The following is an 18,574-nucleotide window of genomic DNA, read 5'->3' as shown; positions in this document are numbered from 1 at the left end:
TTGAGTTCTTGAGCCGCGCGTGACGGGGCAGGCGGGTGAGGGCGGGGCTACGATTGCGGTCCGGAGCCTTCGCTCCGGACTGCCCCGTACTCATCCTCGTCACCGCCTTCGGCGGTTCCTTCGGATTCCGTCGGGCGCAATCTACACGCCCCGCCCTCACCCGCCTGCCCCGTCACGCGCTCTTGATGTGCCTTACTGGTGGGCGCTGGGGCGGGCTTCTTGCTTGGCGTGGAGGCCGCCGTCAGTTTGGGGTTGGAGAGGTTTGCGGGGCCCGCCTCGTGCCGGCCGCGCGGGCGGCCTTGCTCGGCTTACGCGGTGTCTTGCGTCGCGTGATGACGCTGCGCGCTTGCGGCGGGGGTGCTGTGATTTCGGGGGGGGTGTTGGCGACTTGTCGTTGCGTTGCTCAGTTCAGCTTTGCGCCTGAGACTTCTACCGCTTGTTTCCAGGTGGCGAGTTCTTTTTCTATGTGGTCGCCGAAGGCTTGGGGGGTGGAGCCTACGGTTTCGTAGCCGTAGCTGTTCAGTTGGGCCTTCAGGTCGGGGGTCTGGATAACGGTGGCGATGGCGGTGCTCAGGGTGTCGATGATGGGGGGTGGGGTGTCGGCGGGGGCCAGGATGCCGTACCAGCCGTTGACGACGAAGCCGGGGACGGATTCGGCGACGGTGGGGACGTTGGGGAGCAAGGGGGAGCGGCGGTCGCCGGTGACGGCCAGGGCTTTGAGTTTGCCGGATTGGACTTGGGGGAGCGAGGTGGAGATGCTGTCGAACATCAGGGAGACTTCGCCGCCCAGCAGGGCGACGACGGCGGGGCCGCTGCCTTTGTAGGGGACGTGCATCATGTCGGTGCCGGTGCGGGCCTTGAACATTTCGGCGGCGAGGTGGCTGGTGTTGCCGTTGCCGGCGGAGGCGAAGCTGAGTTTGCCGGGGTGGGACTTGGCGTAGGCAATGAGGTCGGGGATGTTGTCGGCAGGCGTGGCGAGCGGGGCCGAGACGAGCATGGGCAAGGTGGCGACGAGGGAGACCGGGGCGAAGTCGCGGCGGGTGTCGTAGGGTAGCGAGGGGTAGAGGCTGGGGTTGATGGCGTGGGCAGCCAGGACCATGAGCAGGGTGTAGCCGTCAGGCTTGGCGCGGGCCAGTTGCGAGGAGGCGATGGCGCCGCCTGCGCCGGGTTTGTATTCCAGGACGACGGGCTGGCCCCACTTCTTTTGCAGGGCGGCGCCCAGCGGGCGGGCGAGGATGTCGGCGCTGCCGCCTGGCGGGTAGGGAATCAGCAGGGTGATGGGTTTGTCGGGATACGGGCCGGCGGCCTGTGCCGGGAAGGCCGCGAGCAAAGTCACCGCGGCGGCGGCCAGGGCAGCGAGGAAGGAACGGGGCATGGCGGGGCTCCTGGGTTTTCGGACGAGAGGTCTGCGCGGATGCGGCTGGCGTGTCCTGCTTTTGCGCCCTGCGGGTGCGCCAGCCAACACACCAGCGCGCAAGATCACACGTAGCGCGGGGTGCCGGCGGGATCGAGCTGGATGGTGCGCAGCGGGTCGGGGAACTGCAGCGGGGCTTCGGTGACGGACTGCAGGAAGTCGGGGCTGATGCCTTGCAGGACGGCGTGGACGCGCAGGCCGTCGGGGGTGACGTCGATGACAGCCAGGTCGGTGTAGATGCGGGTGACGACGCCGGCGCCGGTGAGCGGATAGCGGCAGCGGCGCAGGATCTTGGGCGCGCCGTCGCGATCGCGGTGTTCCATGATGGCCAGGACCTGCTTGGCGCCGACGGCCAGATCCATGGCGCCGCCCACCGCGGGGATAGCGTCGGCGGCGTCGGTTTTCCAGTTGGCGAGGTCGCCGCTTTCGGAAACCTGGAAGGCGCCGAGCACGGCGTAGTCGAGGTGGCCGCCGCGCATCATGGCGAACGAGATGGTGTGCTCGGTGATGGATGCGCCTGGCAGCAACGTGATGGGCAGGCGGCTGGCGTTGATGAGGTCGGGGTCGATGGCGTCGCCCACGGCGGCGGGGCCCATGCCGAGAATGCCGTTTTCGCTTTGCAGCAGGATGTCCTTGTCGGGCGGCAGGTAGTCGCCGACCAGGGTGGGCATGCCGATGCCGAGGTTGACGATGGCGCCGTCGGGGATGTCGTTGGCGAGCAGTTGGGCGACTTGTTGGCGGGTCAGGGGGGTCTGCATGTCAGGTCTCCACCCGGACGACGGCCTTGACGAAGAGGCCTTGGGTCATGATCTGCTCCGGCACGAAGGTGCCCAGCGGCACGACGTCGTCGACCTGGGCGATGGCGTGGCCGGCGGCCATGCACATGACGGGGTTGAAGTTGCGGGCGGCGTGGCGGTACATGAGGTTGCCCCAGCGATCGCCCAGGTGGGCGCGGATGAGGGCGTAGTCGCCGCGCAGCGGCTGTTCGAGCACGTAGCCGACGCCGTCGATGACTTCCTGGTGGCGGCCCTGGGCCAGTTCGGTGCCGTAGCCGGTGGGGGTGTAGAACGGCCCGAGCCCGGCGCCGGCTGCGCGCAGGCGTTCGGCCAGGGTGCCTTGGGGCACGCACTCCAGTTCGACCTCGCCGGCGCGAAAGGCGCGCGCAAACGCTTCGGAGTTGGGCGGCCGCGGGTGCGAGCAGATGATTTTCCTGACCTGCCTGCGGTTGAGCAACGCGGCGATGCCGCGGTCCCAGGTGCCGGCGTTGTTGGCGATCAGGGTCAGGTCGCGGCGGCCGAGTTCGGCCAGGCAATGCAGCAGTTCGAAGGGTACGCCAGCTTCGCCGAAGCCGCCGACCAGCACGGAAGCGCCGTCGGGAATGATGGCCACGGCCTCGGCCATGGACGCCTGAATCTTGTCGATCACTTATTGCTCCTGCGCAATGCCCGCGGCGGCCACGATCTGTTGCCAGCGCGCGCGTTCCTGGTCGATGAAGGCAGCGAACTCGGCCGGCGTGTCGCCGCCGGCCTGCCCACCCATGGCGCGGAACCGCGCGCCGATGTCCGGGCTGCGGACCACGTCGCGGGTGGCGGCATAGAGGGTGTCGATGATTGGTCGCGGCGTGCCGGCGGGCGCGACCAGGCCGAACCAGGCGGTGACGACCATGTCCTTGACGCCGGCCTCGCCCATGGTGGGCACGTCGGGCAGCTCGGCCAGGCGCTGGTCGCTGGTGACGGCCAGCGCGCGCAGCTTGCCGGACTGGATGTACGGCATGGAGCTGGGCAGGTTGTCGATCATGAAGGTGAACTGCTGGCCCAGCAGCGCGGCCACGGCGGGACCGGCGCCCTTGTAGGGCACGTGGGTGCCCTGGATGCCGGCGCGCTGTTTGAAGAGTTCGGCGGACAGGTGCGGCGACTGGCCGGACCCGGAACTGCCGAACGAGATCTTGCCCGGCTCGCGACGCGCGTCGGCCAGCAGGTCGGCCACGTTGTGCGTGGGCGAAGCCGCATTGACGACCAGCACGTTGGGCACCGAGATGACGCGCGTGATGGGCGCGAAGTCGGCGGCCTGGTAGGGCAGCGTCTTATAGAGCGCGTAGTTGATGGCGTTGGGGCCGATGTTGCCCATCAGCAGCGTGTAGCCGTCGGGCTTGGCGCGGGCCAGGGCCTGGGCGCCGATGATGCCGGCCGCGCCGGCGCGGTTTTCAACGATGACCTGCTGCCCCAGCCTGGCGGCCAGCTTGTCCGCGATGAGGCGCGCGGCGATGTCGGTGGTGCCGCCGGGCGAGGCCGGGATGATGAGGGTGATGGGTCGCTCGGGCCAGGCCGCCTGCGCGGGGCCCGCCAGGGTGATCGCCAGCGCGCTGGCGGCCAGCCAGCGTTGCGGGTGCAACATGCTTGTCTCCCTACGTGATCATCGAACGGATCAACTTGTGCGGGAGAGTGTGTGCGCGGCAGGCGCAAATGCCTATTCCGGAATGTGGAGGAGCGGCTTCGCCTGTGCCGAAGAGGCGACGTCGCGACGCGCGGCAATCTTGCCGGCAGTCTGCAGAAAGGCCTGCAAGGCACGGTTGCGGCCCTGGCGCCGGGTGACGGCGTAGACGGTGCCGCGCGACAGTTCGGCGGGCAGCGCGCAGACCGCGATGCGATCGCCGAAATGGCCGCAGGCGGACTGGGGCACCAGCGCCACGCCCAGTCCGGCCGCCACCAGCGCCAATTGAGCGGGCACTTCGGCCACGCGCTGGGCCACGGTGTGTGCGATGCCGGCGCGAGCACAGGCGTCGGCCAGGCCGCGCGCAAAGCCCGAGGTGTCCGGACGCAGCATCACGAAGGCATCCTGCGCCAGGTCGGCCAACGCCAGGCGTTTTCTGGCCGCGAGCCGGTGGCCGGCGGGCAAGGCCGCCACCACGGGGTCGGGCCAGAGCGCCAGCGATTGCAGTTCGTCGTCATCGACCGCGGTGCGCGAGATGCTGACGTCGATGCGTTGCCCGCGCAGCGCATCCAGCTGCGCGGCCGGGTTCATTTCGTTGAGCAGCACGGAAACCTGCGGATGGGTGGCGGCGTGGCGGGCGATGAGCGCCGGCACCGGGCCCAGGAAGTGCGATCCGGACAGGCCGATCTCGATGCGCCCCGCCCTGCCCTGGTCGACTTCGCGGGCTCGCACGGTGGCGTCCTTCAGGCCGGCCAGCGTGGCGCGCACGTCGTTCAGGAAGGCCGCGCCGGCCTCGGTCAGCGCCACCCGGCGGTTGTTGCGGTCGAACAGCTTGACGTCGAGCTCGCGTTCAAGCTGCGCGATCTGCAGGCTGAGCGGCGGCTGCGAAATATGCAGCCGGGCGGCGGCGCGGGTGAAGTTCAGCTCTTCGGCCAGCACGGCGAAATAACGAAGTTGGCGGAGTTCCATGGTGGCCATTGATTTGCGAAAGATATGAAACCAGACAAAAACTATATTGGAAACTATCGTTCGCGGCGAGCAGAATTGTTTGGCGCCGATCGGGCGCAGACCATTTCCCCCGGAGGCCCCGCCATGACCACGCCGCCCCGCGCCCTGCGCATCGGCCAGATCGTTCCCAGTTCCAATACCACCATGGAAACGGAAATCCCGGCCATGCTGCGGCTGCGCGAGACCATCGCGCCCGAGCGCTTCACCTTCCATTCCAGCCGCATGCGCATGAAGCAGGTGACGGCGGCCGAGCTGGCCTCGATGGACCGCGAATCCGACCGCTGCGCGCAAGAGCTGTCCGACGCCCGCGTGGACGTGCTGGGCTACGCCTGCCTGGTGGCCATCATGGCGCAAGGCCTGGGCTACCACCGCGTATCGCAGGAGCGGCTGCACCAGGCGACCGTCGACAACGGCGCGCCGGCACCCGTCATTTCCAGCGCCGGCGCACTGGTGGAAGGCCTGCACGCCATCGGCGCGCGCAAGGTCGCCATCCTGACACCCTACATGAAGCCGCTGACCAAGATGGTGGTGGACTACATCGAAAACGAAGGCATCGAGGTGCACGACAGCCTGTCGCTGGAAATCGCCGACAACCTGAAGGTGGGCGCGCAGGACCCGCTGGCGCCGGCCAGCCACGTCAATCGCCTGGACACGCGCGGCGTGGATGCGGTGGTACTGTCGGCCTGCGTGCAGATGCCGTCGCTGGCCTCGATCCAGCCGGTGCAGGACCGCCTGGGCCTGCCGGTGGTGACCGCCGCCGCGGCCACCGTGTACCGCATGCTCAAGGTGCTGGGCCTGGAGACGCGCGTGCCCGATGCCGGCGCGCTGCTCACCGGCAAGTACTGATCCGCGCCCGCACTTTCAGGGTGCGCGGCGGATGACGCTGTTGGCGTACATCGGGCCCTGCACGTGGTGGCCCGTCATGACGTTGGTCTGGTAGCGCTGCACCACCCCATCGAGCGATGCCGGGTCGAGCAGCGCGCGCATCGTGGCAAAGCCGGCCGAGTCGACCCGTTCGGGCGCGCGGCCCTTGGGGTAGAGGCGCCGCTTGCCTTCGTCGATCGGCGCCTGCAGCACGCCGCCGCTGGCCGTCAGGTCCAGCACCAGCTTGCCGTCGCGCAGGCGCGCCGACCCGTAGGCGCCCAGTTCCGCATCATCCAGCAGCAGGCTTCCGGTCAGCGCATAGTCGCCCGAGGGCAACGGCTGCACGTAGAGACGCAGCGTGTAGGGCGGCTCGCCATTGCGGTCGTCGACCGTCCAGCGGTATTCGCCGGCAGCCCAGGCGGGCGCGAGGGCGGCAGTCGCAGAGGGCGCAGGTGCCGGCACCGCAGGCGTGGCAGCCTGAGCCGCCGCGCCTGCGCAGAGCGCAGCGCCCAGGATGGTGGCGCGCAGCGCGCGCGTCAGGAATGCATGCATGGATTTCTCCTTGTCGTTCGTTCATGAAAGGCGAATGCGGACCGCCCCCGCCTCAATACTTGACCCGCAGGTTCAGCATGGCGCTGCGCGGCTCGCCATAGGCGTTGCCCATGTCGGCGTTGCCCAGCCGCTGGTAATAGACCTTGTCGAACAGGTTGTTCACGTTCAGGCCTAGCGACACGTGATCGCTGACGCGGTAGCCGATGCGGGCGTTCCAGATCGCGTACCCGGCCTGCGACACGCGCACCGAACTGCCGCGGACCGGGCCCTGCACGGCGCTTTCGGTGTAGATGCCGCTCTTGATGTTGACGCCGCCGCCCACGCTCCAGCGGTTCCATTCACCAGGCAATCGGTAGGTGGTCCATAGCTGGAAGATGTGCTTGGGCGTGAACGTCCTGAAGGCCGCGCCGCCATTGGTGTTGTCTTTCAGGTAACGGGTGGTGTTGAAGGTATAGCCGCCCGCGACTTCCCAGCCTGGCGCGATGCGGCCCGAGACCTCGGCTTCCAGGCCCTGGCTGCGCACCTGGCCGCTGGCGTCATAGCAGCAGTCGCCCACGTCGGGATAGGCCGGGTCGCGTTGGGCGCGGTTGCGCTCGGTGATGCGAAACAGTGCGAAGGACGTATTCAGCTTGCCGTCCAGCCATTCGCTTTTGAGGCCCGCCTCGTAGTTGGCCCCCACTACCGGCGGCAAGGAGCCGCCGTCCGCCGTGCGCAGATCGCTTTGCACGCGGAAGATGTCGGCATAGCTGGCGTAGGCGGTCCATTGGCTGTCGATGTCGTAGACCAGGCCGGCATAGGGCGTCATGCGGCCATGCTCGCTGACCGCCGGATCGCTGCGGCCGGTGATGAGATTCCTGCTCTGCGTGCGCCACCAGCTCATGCGCGAGCCCAGCACCAGCGTCAGCGGGTCGGCCAGCTTCAGGCGCGTCATGGCGTACACACCGGATTGGCGGGTCTTGACGTCGCTCTTGCTACCCCATTGCGGGTCGGCCGGCTCGGGATAGTCGTTGACGTCGTAATGGAAGACATCCACCGACCGCGCCGGAAAGCCCGGCAAGGAATACGCGTTGTAGGCCCGCGCACTACGGTCGTACCAGTTTCCGCCGATCACCAGTTCGTGGCGGCGGCCCAGCGCCTCGAACGCGCCGGTCACCATCAGGTCCAGGCCCAGTTGCCGGTTGCGGTACTGGTTGGCGCCGCCGTACAGCCGCGGCCCCAGGCCAGTCTGGCGATCGACCCCGCCGCGCACGTAGGCGTACTTGAGCTTGCTGGTTTCGTCGGCCTGGTTGACGTTGAGCTTGACCGTCCAGTCGGACGCGAACTGATGGGCCAGTTCGGCGAACACCTGCGTGTTCTCGAAGTCCCAGCGATTCCAGTCGGCGCCCAGGTAGGTACCGCGCGTCAGGCCGAGATCGCCGCCGTCCTTGTAGCGAGGCTGGTGCATCATGTAGGGCAGCCAGTCGCGCTGCTGGTAACTGCCGCCCAGGGTCACCAGCGTACGCTCGCCCAGGTCGGCCTCGACAATGCCGTAGTAGGCCTGCTTCTGCGAGTTGGCCACGTCATAGAAATACTTGCGGTCTTCCTGCGCCGTGGCGATGCGGCCGCGCACCGAGCCAGAGGCGTTCAGCGGCGTGGACAGGTCCAGTTCGCCGCGGTAGTTGTCCCAGGACCCGGCGCTGGCCGATCCGGAAAACTGCAGTTCGCGCGTCGGGCGCTTGCGCACCAGGTTGATGACGCCGCCGGGCTGGCCCGCGCCATTGAACAGGCCGGCCGCGCCGCGCAGCAGCTCGACGTGGTCGAACATGAACAGGTCGGGCTGCGCCCAGGACGCGCCACCCGTCTGCATCGGCACGCCGTCGTATTGGAAATACTCGATCTGGAAGCCGCGCGAATAGAACTGCGGAATCGCCGCGGTGGCGGCCAGGTCGATGGTGATGCCCGGCGTCTGCGCCATGGCGTCTTCCAGCGACACCAGGTTCTGGTCTTCGATGCGCTGGCGCGTAATGACCGACACCGACTGCGGAATCTCGCGCAGCGACAGCGGCAGCTTGCCGCCGACGGTGACGCTGGGCGCCGTGTAGGACGCGCTGCCTTCGGTGACGCCGGCCTGCTCGCCCTGCACCGTGACCGGCGCCAGCAGGGCAGTGTCCGGTTCTGCCGCCTGGGCGCCGGCGGCGCACGCCGCCAGGCCAACCGCCACGGCGCCGCGCCGCCACCACCGTGCGGCATGTGCCGCGCCTGCATGGGCTGCGTGTTTCCGTCGCGCCGGCCTACCCCGCCCCCCGTGCGCCCCACGTGTCTTGATGCCCACAATTTCCTCCGCTTCCAACCCAATAAACAAGATTGATAATCATCTTCATTGGAAGAGCGGCGGGCAATCGGAAAGGCTTTCGAATTCCGGATTAAGGCTTTCGCTTTTTCACCGGCGACACGGCCTGGCGGATGGCGGGCGCCTGCTCGCGCAGGGCCTGCCATAAGTGCGTCATCACCGGCCCCTGCGGCCGGTCGCCGCGCCGCGCGGCCGCCAGTGTTTCGGTGCTGCCGGGCAAGTGGCGGTTGGCCAACGACACCAGACGGCCATCCTGCAGTTCGTCTTCGATCAGAAAGCGCGGCATGTGGCCCCAACCCAGGCCTTGCAGCAGGATCTCTTTCTTCATCAGCTGGTCCGCGACCGTGCACTGGCGCGCCCCTTCGACCATGAAGTAGTTCCGTGCGGGCGTATGGCGGGCGGTGTCGCGCATGACGCACTGCGTGTAGTCGCGCAGTTGCGCCGGCTTGATGGTGCGTGGCGCGGGCGTGCCCAGATAGCCAGGCGCGGCCACCGGCACGAACGGCACGCTGCCCAGGTCCAGCCATTCGACCTGCGCCTCGCCGGGTTCGACGCGATGCAGGATCAGGTCGGCATCGCCGTCCATCAGGCGTTCCCAGGGGCCGGTCACCGCCTCGAAATGCAGGTTCAATCGCGTAGCCGGCCACTGTGCGAAGAATTGGCCCAGCCAACCCAGCAGCAGGGGCCGTGGGCAGAAGTCGCCGATCACCACGTTCAATTCGGTTTCCTGGCCCATCGCCAACTGTTCGGCGTGGGCACGCAAGCCGGCCAGTTCGCGCAGCAGGGCCTGCGCGCGCAGGTGAAACGACTGCCCGGCCGGCGTCGGCCTGACGCGGTAGCCGGCCCGGTCCAGCAAGACCAGGCCCAGCTGGCGCTCCAACTTGGCCACCGCGGCGAACACGGCCGGGTGGGACCGATGCAGCTGCGTGGCGGCGGCCTGGAAGCCGCCCGCCCGCACCACCGCGTCGAAGCACTGCAAGTCGTGCAACGTGAATTCGCTCATGTCTATTTTTCCGACAATCTCTGTGCGATCTTTGTAATATCTTCAAAATCGGGCCGCAACTACGATCTGTCTCATCGAACCTTCTTCCATGAGGCCATCATGCAGACCGACTCTTTCATCACCACGGGCGACGGCACCCGCATCGCCTACCGCTGGGATGGCGACGCCGCCCGGCCGGTTCTGGCGCTATCGAACTCCATCGGCACCACGCTGCACATGTGGGACGATCTGGTGCCGGCGCTGGCGCGGCATTTCCGCGTGCTGCGGTTCGACACCCGCGGCCATGGCGGCTCCAGCGTGCCGGCTGGCGCGTATTCGCTGGATCGGCTGGGAGGCGACACGCTCGAATTGTTCGACGCGCTGGGCGTGGCGCGCGCGCACTTCCTGGGGCTGTCGCTGGGCGGCATGATCGGCCAATGGCTGGGCGTGCACACGCCCGAGCGCATTGACCGCCTGATTCTGGCCCACACCTCGCCCTATCTCGGGCCGACGCCGCAATGGGACGAACGCATCGCCGCCACGCTGCAGGCGCCCGACATGACCGAAACGGCCGAGACGTTCCTGGCAAACTGGTTCCCGGCTTCACTGCTGAGGGCCGGCGGCCCCGTCATCGACGCCTTCCGCGCCATGCTGCTGGCGACCGACAAGCACGGTCTGGCGGGCAATTTCGCGGCGGTGCGGGACATGGACCTGCGCCGCACCATTGCGCTGATCCCGCGGCCCACGCTGGTGATCGCCGGGCGCGACGACACGGTCACCGCCGCCAGCCACAGCGAACAGATCGCCGCGACCATACCCGATGCGAAACTGCTGACGCTGCAGGCGGTGCACCTGTCCAACATCGAACGCCCGGACGAATTCCGCGAGGCTGTGCTGGGCTTCCTGTTGTCGAGCGGTCGCGCCTAGCGTGGTGGCCGGTTACCGGGTTGTGCGAGGCCGGCGGTCACCGGCATCAGCGCAATGCGCTGGGCGGGACGCCGAAGCGGCGGCGAAATGCCACCGAGAAATGCGCGGGCGCATAGCCCACGTGCCAGGCGGCTTCTGACACGCTCAGGCCGCCATTCAAGATCAGTTCGCGGCCGTGGGCCAGGCGCGCCTCTTGCAGGTAGCGCGCCATGCTGACGCCGAACGCACGCTTGAAGGCCTGATCCAGCTTGCGGGTGTGCAGGCCCAGCTCACGTGCCAACGCCGATGACGACGGTGCGCCGCGCAGGTCGGCGGCCAGCCGGCGACGTGCCTCGTGGGCCGCATCCAGCTCGCGGGCGGCGGCCAGCGGGGCCGCCTGATGCGTCTGCTGCCGTGGCGCCGGCACGGCCTGCGCCAGCGCGATGGCCGCCAGTTCCAGCCCCTTCGCGGCCAGGTACAGGCCCCGCGCCGGCCCCTCGTAGCGGCAGACCCGCACCTGATCGGCGATGCGCCGCGCCTCGCGGCCCGCGGCGCCCTGCCAGATGACTGGCCGGCCCGCGCCCGCCGTGGGGTCGCCCGCTGCCGCGTACAAGCCCCGCAAGAAATCCGGCTCCACGCCCAACTCATTCCACAGGGATGCGGCCGGCAACGTGACCAGCGTGTAGCGCTGGTCCACGCCGGCCGCGAAGGCGTCAGCGCCCTGCGCCTGCCCGGGATTCCAGGCCAGGCACAACGTTGGTCCCCGCAACGTCAGCGGCGCGCGATCTTCGACACGGCTTTGCACCTGCCCATCGATCAAGATGACCTTCAGGCCCGGATAGAGGGATTCCTCGCGCCACTCGGTAGTACCGCGGCGGAACACGCCGGCACGCAAAGAGCCGCCGTTGGCCAGGTCCAGCGCCGCGTCGACGCGATGGTGTTCGGCGGCAGGAACCGCGGCGCGGGTGCGCATGAAAGGCATGGGATCGATCCGGCCGAACCGGACAACAGGCTCATTTGAGAATAATTATTATTACCCAAGTCCTGCACGGGCTCAATCCGGTCGCCCTGCCTGCGCTGCGCAGCGTGCTATTGCCCCGCCCGCTCCCAGCGCCGCTGGATCGCCTTGGCCGCCACGACGCCATCCGCCATCGACGTCACGACGCAGGGGTGCATGCGGTGGGCCACCTCGCCGATGGCGTAGATATCCGGCACGCTGGTTTCGGCGGTGGCGACATCGGTGCGGATATAGCCGCGCTCGTCGCGCGCCAGGTGCAGATCGTCGGCAAACGACGCCTGCGGCTCCCAGCCGTAGAACACCAGGATCAGGTCATACTGCCGGCCATCCACGCTGCGCGTGGCCGGGTCGACCTGGTAGGGGCCGATACGCACGCCTTCCTTGCCGGCGCGCTGCACCCACTGCTGCTGGGCCCGCACGCTGCGGGCGTACAGGTGCACCGTGGCAGCGCCGCGGTTGCGCACGTAGACGTAATTTTCGAAAGCGTTGTCGCCGCCCCCCAGTACCGCGACCGACAGGCCGGAGTAGTCCTGCGCCACGATGGGCGACCCCGGACCGATCAGCACGCCGGGCCAGCGCGATCCAGGCGGGTGTTCCGGAAAGCCCTTGGCGCGTACGCCGGAGGCGATCACCAGGGTGCGGCCGCGCACCTGTGATGCGACCCCATTTTTCTCGACCAAGGTGGCCTCGATGCCGCCCTTGCAGGGCCGCACCGCCGTCACCCGGGCACCCAGCCGCAGCGGCACGCCGGCGGCGCGCACGCTGGTGTCGATATTGGCGGCCACCTGCTGGCCGGTCACCCCGGGCAGCACGGCGATCCAGTCGTCCGTGAACGGGTTGTCGCTGCTCAGGCCGCCCAGGCGGTCGCCGGCTTCGACCAGCAGCGGCGCCAGGCCCAGCCGGGCCAGCCACAGGGCGCAGGAAGCGCCGGCCGGGCCGCCCCCTACAATGACCGCATCGTGCATCTGTTGCATTTCACCCCTTGTTTGCCATTGCCGGCCCCTCGCGGGCGCCCGGACATGGCCGAATTGTAGCCAGCGCGCCAACCCCGGCCCGGCATCGCCTTACAATTCCGCCTATTCCACCCAGGTTTTCATCATGCCCACACGCCGCATCATCCTTTCCGGGCTCGCGCTCGACGCCCGCATCGGCATTCTCGAACACGAGCGCCGTGCCACCCAGCCCCTGCATGTCGACGCCGAATTCGACGTGGATATCCAGCGCGCGGTCGACGACCACGACATCCACAGCGTGCTGGACTACCGCCGCCTGCGCGAAGCCATCGTCGAGGAATGCACCCAGGCGCATGTGAACCTGATCGAAACCCTGTCCGAACAAGTCGCCGCACGCCTGTTGGCCGACTTCCAGGAAATCCGCTCGCTGCGCCTGCGCATCAGCAAGCCCATGGCCTTTTCCGACTGTGCGGCGGTGGGCGTGGAAATCCAGCTCTCGCGTTGACCATGAACGATATCGCTCCCCCCGGCATCCGCTTTCGCACCGAAGCCGAAGAAAAAGCCCGCCACGAAGGCAACAAGCTGACCAAGCGCCTGGCGCGTGAAACCACGCGCGCGCTGTCCGACTACAACATGATCGAGGCGGGCGACCGCGTGATGGTCTGTCTGTCCGGCGGCAAGGATTCCTACGCCATGCTGGACATCCTGCTCCAGCTGCAAAAGCGCGCGCCGTTTCCGTTCGAGCTGATCGCCGTCAACCTGGACCAGAAGCAGCCCGGCTTTCCCGCCGACATCCTGCCGCGCTACCTGACCGAACTGGGCGTGCCGTTTCACATCGAGACGCAGGACACCTACTCGATCGTCACGCGCGTGCTCGAAGAGGGCAAGACCATGTGCTCGCTCTGTTCGCGCTTGCGCCGGGGCATCCTGTACCGGGTGGCGTCCGAGCTGGGTGCGACCAAGATCGCGCTGGGCCACCACCGCGATGACATCCTGGGCACGTTCTTCCTGAACCTGTTCTACGGCGGCAAGGCCAAGGGCATGCCGCCCAAGCTGGTATCCGACGACGGCCGCCACACGGTGATCCGCCCGCTGGCCTACGTGCCCGAGACCGACCTGATCGCCTATGCCGAACTCAAGCAGTTCCCGATCATTCCGTGCAACCTGTGCGGCTCGCAGGAAAACCTGAAGCGCAAGGAAGTCGGCCGCATGATCAAGGAATGGGACAAGCAGCACCCCGGCCGCTCGTGGAACGTCTTCAACGCGCTGTCGCGCGTGGTGCCGTCGCACCTGATGGACCGCAACCTGTTCGATTTCGTCGGCCTCAAGCCGAGCGGCGTGCCGGACGCCAACGGCGACACGGCGTTCGACACCGTGGACCCGACCGAGGGCGATGACGCCTGCGGCGACACCGCGGCCCCGCCAGCGCAGGCGCCCGACGGCATCGTTGAAAAGAAAGTGATGTTCAGGCGCGGCTGAATGCCGCGAATGCGGGCCAAGGCGACAAGGGCCCCGGTGGGCATGGATCACACAACGCGTGCCGGCGCTCGACCGGTACGCGTGCCTTGAGCGCCGGCCTGGCGCTCAAGGCACGCAGGCCCGCTACGCGTTCAACACCCGCACCGGCGTCCCGGCCTGCCAGGCCTTCACGGCTTCGAGCGCATTGCGATAGAACGCCTCGAAATTCTCGCGGCTGACATAGCCCAGGTGCGGCGTCAGGATGACGTTGTCCAGGTCGCGCACATTGTCGGTGGGCGACAGCGGCTCTTCGTCAAACACATCCAGCCCGGCGCCCGCGATGCGGAACTTCACCAGTGCATCCATCAGGGCTTCCTGGTCGACCAGGCCGGCCCGCGACGTGTTGACCAGATAGGCGGTCGGCTTCATGGCGGCCAGCGCGGCCGCATCGACGATGTGGCGGCTGCGGTCGGACAGGATCAAGTGCAGGCTGACGACGTCGGACGTGGAAAACAGCTCGTGCTTGTCCACCCGCTTGACGCCGGCCTCGGCCGCGCGCTCGTCGGTCAGGTTGGGGCTCCAGGCCACCACGTCCATGCCGAAAGCCAGGCCAACCTTGGCCACCGCCGCGCCCAGCTTGCCCAGGCCCAGCACGCCCAGCCGCTTGCCGGCCAGCGGCTCGGGCATGCCCGTCTGCCACATGCCGCGGCGCATGGCCGCGTCTTCGGCGGTCAGGTGCTTGAACAGGCCCAGGATGTGCGCCCACGCCAGTTCGGCGGTGGCGGTATTGGCGTCGGCGCTGCCGGGCGCGCCGCTGACGACGATGCCCTGCGCGGTGCAGGCTTGCATGTCGATGGCATTGTTGCGCATGCCGGTGGTGACCAGCAGGCGCAGGCGCGGCAGTGCGCGGATGCGCTCGGCCGGGAACGGCGTGCGTTCCCGCATGGCGATGATCACGTCGAACGGTTCGAGGGTGGCCTCGACCTGTTCGTCGGGAATGAAGTTGTTGAAGATCTGCACCTCGGCATCGTCGCCCAGGGAACCCCAGTCGGCGTAGCGTTTGGCGACATCGTGGTAATCGTCGAGGATTGCGATTTTCAAGTCTTGTCTCCGGGTGGCGTGGCGCTCGCCGCGCCAGCCCCCCGGCCGGCGCGATCGGCGCCGGTCAGTTCAGTCGTGCCTTGAGCTGGTCCAGCGGCAGCGCGCCGCTGATGCGCGAGCCGTCGGGGAAGAACAGGGTCGGGGTGCCGCGCACCATCAGCTGCTTGCCCAGCGCCAGCAGCTTGTCTTCAGGCACGCTGCAATTGGCGGTGGCCGGCTTCTGGCCACGCAGCATCCAGTCGTCCCAGGCCTTGCCCGGGTCTTTCGAGCACCAGACGTCGCGTACCTTCACGTTGGAGTCGGGCGACAGGATGGGATACAGGAAGGTGTAGACGGTGATGTTGTCCACGTCTTCCATGGTCTTGCGCAGCTGCTTGCAATAGCCGCAGTTGGGGTCTTCGAAAATCGCGACCTTGCGCGAGCCGTCGCCCTTGACCTGCTTGATGGCCAGGTCCAGCGGCAGCTGGTCGAACGGAATGGTGCCCAGCTTTTCCTGCGCTTCGCGCGTGACGTCGCGGCGCGTCATGGCGTCGATCAGCGGCCCTTCCATGACCCAGGTGACTTTTTCGTCCGTGTAGATCAGGTCCATGCCCAGCTGCACTTCGAACAGGCCATAGGGCGTGCGGCGCACCGCGGTGACGTCCATGCCGGAAAAGCGCTGCTTGAAGCGGTCTTTGACGGCGTCCGCCACGGGGTCCGCCGGCGCCACCTGGGTGGTGGAATAGCTCTTGTCGCCTTTGGCCGGCTGCCCCACCGTGCTGGTGGAAATGGACTTGTCGCCCTTGGCCGGCGCCTGCGCCTGGGCGCCTGCGGACAAACCCAGGCCCGCGGCCATGAAGCAGGCGGCCAGCGCGGCGGGAAAACGGAAATTCATGGGGACTCCTGTAATTATCGTGACGTATCGCATACGTAGGCGGAAAGCGTAACCGATCCGGTGTGACGCGGCGCCGGGCAATGCCGGGGCCTGGCGCCAGGACCATGGGAATCAGACCGGTCGGGACCCGTACGGGTTCCTCAATGCGCCGATTCCGGCGGCCGCCCGCAGGCGATACGAAAAACGGGGCCTCGCCCCCCTTCAATTCGTGGAGGCGCCCGCGATCAGGCGCCGCTTGATCAGTGGGGCCCGCTCGACCCAGTGCATGCCGGCGTTGCGCAGCCAGACCAGCGGCGTGGCGTGCGACCCGAACAGCTTGTGCAGGCCATCGGTGGCCAGCCGCAGGGCCAGCACCGGCTCGGCGCGCGCGCGCTGGTAGCGGTGCAGCACCCGCAGGTCACCTGCCTGGCGGTAGGGCTCGCGCCCGGCCACGGTGCGGGCCAGGGCCTCGACGTCGCCCAGCCCCAGGTTCAGGCCCTGCCCAGCCAAGGGATGCAGCCGGTGCGCGGCGTCACCCGCCAGCGCGATGCCGGGCGCGACCATCTGGGCGCGTTCCAGCGTCAACGGAAAGCCGTGCAGCTTGCTGCGCACCTTCAGGCGGCCCAGGCGGCCTTGCGCGGCGTGTTCCAGCAGGGATTCGAGCCGCGCGGCCTGCTCGTCGGCCGGCAGGGCCAGCAGTTCGGCGGCGCGCTCGCTGCGCATCGACCAGACCATGGACACCTGCGGGCCGTCGGCGGTATCGGGCAACGGCAAGAGCGCCAGCACGCCGTCGTCGCGGAACCATTGGAAGGCCGTGCCCTGGTGGGCGTGTTCGGCGTCCAGGTTCACGACCAGGCCGGTGTCGTTGTACGACACGGCGTCGTGCTTCAAGCCGGCGGCAGTGCGCAGCGGCGAGGCGGCGCCGTCGGCGCCCACGAACAGTTCCGCCTGCAGGCGAGCGCCGCCTTCGGTCTCGACCGCGCCGGCCTGGTAGCCGGTGCAGCGGTCTTCGATCCAGGGAATGCCGAACATGCGCACGGCCTGGATCAGCACCCGTTCGATTTCGCCGGATTCGACGATCCAGGCCAGTTGCGGCAGGGCCGCCTGCCAGGCGTTCAGGTGCACCAGGCCGTCGGCGTCGCCATGGATTTCCATGGCCTGCACCGGCGTCAGGCGGGCTGACGGCATGGCGTCCCAGACGCCCAGCTCGGCCAGGAAACGCTGGCTGGCGGGCGAAATGGCATAGACGCGGGCATGGTAGTGGTTGGGATCGGCCGGCGGCACGGCGGTGCGCGGCGCCAGCAGCGCCACGCGCTGGCCGCGGCGGGCCAGGGCCAGGGCGGACGACAGGCCGACGATGCCGGCCCCGCAAACGACGATCTGGTGGGTCATCTTGCGCTGGGCTCCCCGGCTTGCTTGGGCCACAGCAGCCACATCTGGCCGCGCTGCTTCATGCGGCCTGCCTGTTGGCCGGCTTCTTCGCCGTAGCCCCAGTAGAAGTCGGCGCGAGCCGCGCCCCGGATGGCGGTGCCGGTGTCTTGCGCGAACACCAGGCGCTGCAACGGCCGGTCGGACGCCGGATAGGTGGTGGCCAGGAACACGGGCGTGCCCAGCGGCACGAAGCCGGCGTCCACCGCGATGGCGCGGCGCGGGGCCAGGTTGACCCCGTAGGCGCCCTTGGGGCCCAGTTCGGGGTCGATCACGGGTTCTTCGCGGAAGAACACCACGGCCGGGTTGGCGTTGAGCATCTCGGGCACGCGCTTGGGATTGCGCTGCGCCCAGGCGCGGATGTTCTGCATCGAGGCCTGGTCGGCCGACAGCTCGCCACGGTCCGCCAGCCAGCGGCCGATGGACACGTAGGGCTGGCCGTTGTGGTCGGCATAGGCCACGCGGATGGTCTTGCCGGTGTCGGGGCCGTCGGTCAGTTGCACCCGACCCGAGCCCTGCACCTGCAGGAAGAAGTTGTCGACAGGGTCGTCGACCCAGACCACCACCGGCGGGCGGCGGCCCGAGGATTCGATCGCGGCGCGGGTGTCGTAGGGCACGACGCGCTTGCCTTCGAGCTTGCCGCGCACGCGCTTGCCGGCCAGGTCCGGGTACACCGACCCCAGGTCGATGGTCAGCAGGTCGGCCGGCACGGCATACAGCGGCCATTGGTAATTGCCGCCCTGGCGGCGCGACCCGCGCACCAGGGGTTCGTAGTAGCCGGTGACGGTGTTGGCCGCCGGCTTGCCGTCAGGGGCGTTCAGGCGCCAGGGTTGCAGGTAGGTCTGCAAGAAGCGGCGCACGCCCTCGATGTCGGTGGCGGCGGGCGCGCGGGCCGGATCGGCCGCGGCAGCGCAGACCGGCTGCCAGGCGCGCGGGGTGGCACGGGCCGGCGCGGCCAGGTTGCCGCTGGTCGGGCGCATCAGCCCCTTGCAGTTGCGCAGGAACAAGGGCCAGAACTGCGCCAGGTCGTCGTTGGACCAGCCCGGCATCTCGGCCCACGAGGCCGCCTTGAACTTGCCTGCCAGAGCGCGCGGCGGGGTATCGGGCAGGGCCGACAGCGCCGGCACCACCAGAGGGCCATCGACGGCAGTGGAACGCGGGCCGGACGGGCCCGGCTGGCCGGAATCGGGAGGGACCTCGGAGGTCGTGCTGCATGCCGCCAGCAGGACTGACAGCACGGACAGGCTAAGAATGCGCTTCATGAGCAGATGGAAAACC

Annotated in this window: 18 protein-coding genes; 4 read left to right on the top strand and 14 right to left on the bottom strand. The window is 68.5% G+C overall.

All coding sequences use genetic code 11. The features are described from left to right. Nucleotides 1-403: 403 nt before the first annotated feature. From ACUDP5_RS01775 to ACUDP5_RS01755, 5 genes are all read right to left on the bottom strand, one after another. Nucleotides 404-1,375: a tripartite tricarboxylate transporter substrate binding protein gene (locus tag ACUDP5_RS01775; RefSeq protein WP_445658032.1), complete on the bottom strand. Its 972-nt coding sequence runs from the start codon at nt 1,373-1,375 to the stop codon at nt 404-406. A 104-nt stretch (nt 1,376-1,479) separates the two neighbouring features. Beyond that, complete coding sequence (locus ACUDP5_RS01770; RefSeq protein WP_263915456.1) at nt 1,480-2,172, bottom strand: 3-oxoacid CoA-transferase subunit B; 693 nt, start codon at nt 2,170-2,172, stop codon at nt 1,480-1,482. Between the two features lies 1 nt (nt 2,173). After that, complete coding sequence (locus ACUDP5_RS01765; RefSeq protein WP_445658031.1) at nt 2,174-2,839, bottom strand: 3-oxoacid CoA-transferase subunit A; 666 nt, start codon at nt 2,837-2,839, stop codon at nt 2,174-2,176. Further along, nucleotides 2,840-3,808, bottom strand: coding sequence for a Bug family tripartite tricarboxylate transporter substrate binding protein (locus tag ACUDP5_RS01760; RefSeq protein WP_445658030.1), 969 nt, complete (start codon nt 3,806-3,808; stop codon nt 2,840-2,842). A 72-nt stretch (nt 3,809-3,880) separates the two neighbouring features. Continuing rightward, nucleotides 3,881-4,813 carry a LysR substrate-binding domain-containing protein gene (locus ACUDP5_RS01755; RefSeq protein ID WP_445658029.1) on the bottom strand — a complete coding sequence of 311 codons (933 nt, stop codon included), beginning with the start codon at nt 4,811-4,813 and terminating at the stop codon, nt 3,881-3,883. A 123-nt stretch (nt 4,814-4,936) separates the two neighbouring features. Between ACUDP5_RS01755 and ACUDP5_RS01750 the strand changes: the two genes are divergently transcribed. Beyond that, complete coding sequence (locus ACUDP5_RS01750; protein WP_025139756.1) at nt 4,937-5,698, top strand: maleate cis-trans isomerase family protein; 762 nt, start codon at nt 4,937-4,939, stop codon at nt 5,696-5,698. A 15-nt stretch (nt 5,699-5,713) separates the two neighbouring features. On the opposite strand, the gene ACUDP5_RS01745 is transcribed toward ACUDP5_RS01750, so the two are convergent. The 3 genes from ACUDP5_RS01745 to ACUDP5_RS01735 all read right to left on the bottom strand — a co-directional run bounded on the left by ACUDP5_RS01745 (nt 5,714) and on the right by ACUDP5_RS01735 (nt 9,600). After that, nucleotides 5,714-6,268 (bottom strand): hypothetical protein, encoded by a 555-nt coding sequence (locus ACUDP5_RS01745; RefSeq protein WP_263915451.1) that lies wholly within the window; start codon nt 6,266-6,268, stop codon nt 5,714-5,716. 52 nt (nt 6,269-6,320) lie between these two features. Then, the gene (locus ACUDP5_RS01740) at nt 6,321-8,468 is read right to left on the bottom strand and encodes a TonB-dependent siderophore receptor (RefSeq protein WP_445658028.1); all 2,148 of its coding nucleotides are present in this window, start codon (nt 8,466-8,468) and stop codon (nt 6,321-6,323) included. A gap of 202 nt (nt 8,469-8,670) precedes the next feature. Then, a complete protein-coding gene (locus ACUDP5_RS01735; protein ID WP_445658027.1) occupies nt 8,671-9,600 on the bottom strand; it encodes a LysR family transcriptional regulator in 930 nt (309 codons plus the stop codon). A gap of 99 nt (nt 9,601-9,699) precedes the next feature. On the opposite strand from ACUDP5_RS01735, the gene ACUDP5_RS01730 reads away from it, so the two are divergent. After that, on the top strand, nt 9,700-10,506 hold the full coding sequence (locus tag ACUDP5_RS01730) for an alpha/beta fold hydrolase (protein WP_445658026.1): 807 nt from the start codon (nt 9,700-9,702) through the stop codon (nt 10,504-10,506). A gap of 46 nt (nt 10,507-10,552) precedes the next feature. Here the strand turns inward: ACUDP5_RS01730 and ACUDP5_RS01725 are convergent, their stop codons facing one another. Beyond that, on the bottom strand, nt 10,553-11,467 hold the full coding sequence (locus tag ACUDP5_RS01725; protein ID WP_445658025.1) for a helix-turn-helix domain-containing protein: 915 nt from the start codon (nt 11,465-11,467) through the stop codon (nt 10,553-10,555). A gap of 107 nt (nt 11,468-11,574) precedes the next feature. Then, entirely contained in the window at nt 11,575-12,477 is a 903-nt protein-coding gene (locus ACUDP5_RS01720; RefSeq protein WP_445658024.1) for an NAD(P)/FAD-dependent oxidoreductase, read from the bottom strand. 124 nt (nt 12,478-12,601) lie between these two features. On the opposite strand from ACUDP5_RS01720, the gene folB reads away from it, so the two are divergent. Together folB and ttcA are read left to right on the top strand one after the other, a co-directional pair. Next, complete coding sequence (gene folB / locus ACUDP5_RS01715; protein ID WP_263915445.1) at nt 12,602-12,961, top strand: dihydroneopterin aldolase; 360 nt, start codon at nt 12,602-12,604, stop codon at nt 12,959-12,961. A 2-nt stretch (nt 12,962-12,963) separates the two neighbouring features. Beyond that, nucleotides 12,964-13,935: a tRNA 2-thiocytidine(32) synthetase TtcA gene (gene ttcA, locus ACUDP5_RS01710; protein WP_445658023.1), complete on the top strand. Its 972-nt coding sequence runs from the start codon at nt 12,964-12,966 to the stop codon at nt 13,933-13,935. Nucleotides 13,936-14,058: 123 nt separating this feature from the next. Here ttcA and ACUDP5_RS01705 read toward each other — a convergent pair whose 3' ends face one another. The 4 genes from ACUDP5_RS01705 to ACUDP5_RS01690 all read right to left on the bottom strand — a co-directional run bounded on the left by ACUDP5_RS01705 (nt 14,059) and on the right by ACUDP5_RS01690 (nt 18,558). Next, nucleotides 14,059-15,015, bottom strand: a complete 957-nt coding sequence (locus ACUDP5_RS01705) for a D-2-hydroxyacid dehydrogenase family protein (protein WP_445658022.1) — start codon at nt 15,013-15,015, stop codon at nt 14,059-14,061. 64 nt (nt 15,016-15,079) lie between these two features. Then, the gene (locus ACUDP5_RS01700) at nt 15,080-15,889 is read right to left on the bottom strand and encodes a DsbC family protein (protein WP_445658021.1); all 810 of its coding nucleotides are present in this window, start codon (nt 15,887-15,889) and stop codon (nt 15,080-15,082) included. Nucleotides 15,890-16,090: 201 nt separating this feature from the next. Beyond that, the gene (locus ACUDP5_RS01695) at nt 16,091-17,260 is read right to left on the bottom strand and encodes a UbiH/UbiF family hydroxylase (RefSeq protein WP_263915440.1); all 1,170 of its coding nucleotides are present in this window, start codon (nt 17,258-17,260) and stop codon (nt 16,091-16,093) included. Continuing rightward, nucleotides 17,257-18,558 carry a murein transglycosylase A gene (locus tag ACUDP5_RS01690; protein WP_263915439.1) on the bottom strand — a complete coding sequence of 434 codons (1,302 nt, stop codon included), beginning with the start codon at nt 18,556-18,558 and terminating at the stop codon, nt 17,257-17,259. Before ACUDP5_RS01690 ends, ACUDP5_RS01695 begins: the two co-directional genes overlap by 4 nt. Nucleotides 18,559-18,574: the final 16 nt, after the last annotated feature.

This window comes from Achromobacter sp. NCFB-sbj8-Ac1-l (genome assembly GCF_052695805.1).
Note: the sequence above shows the minus strand (reverse complement) of the source record. Positions and strands in the feature narration are given on the sequence as shown.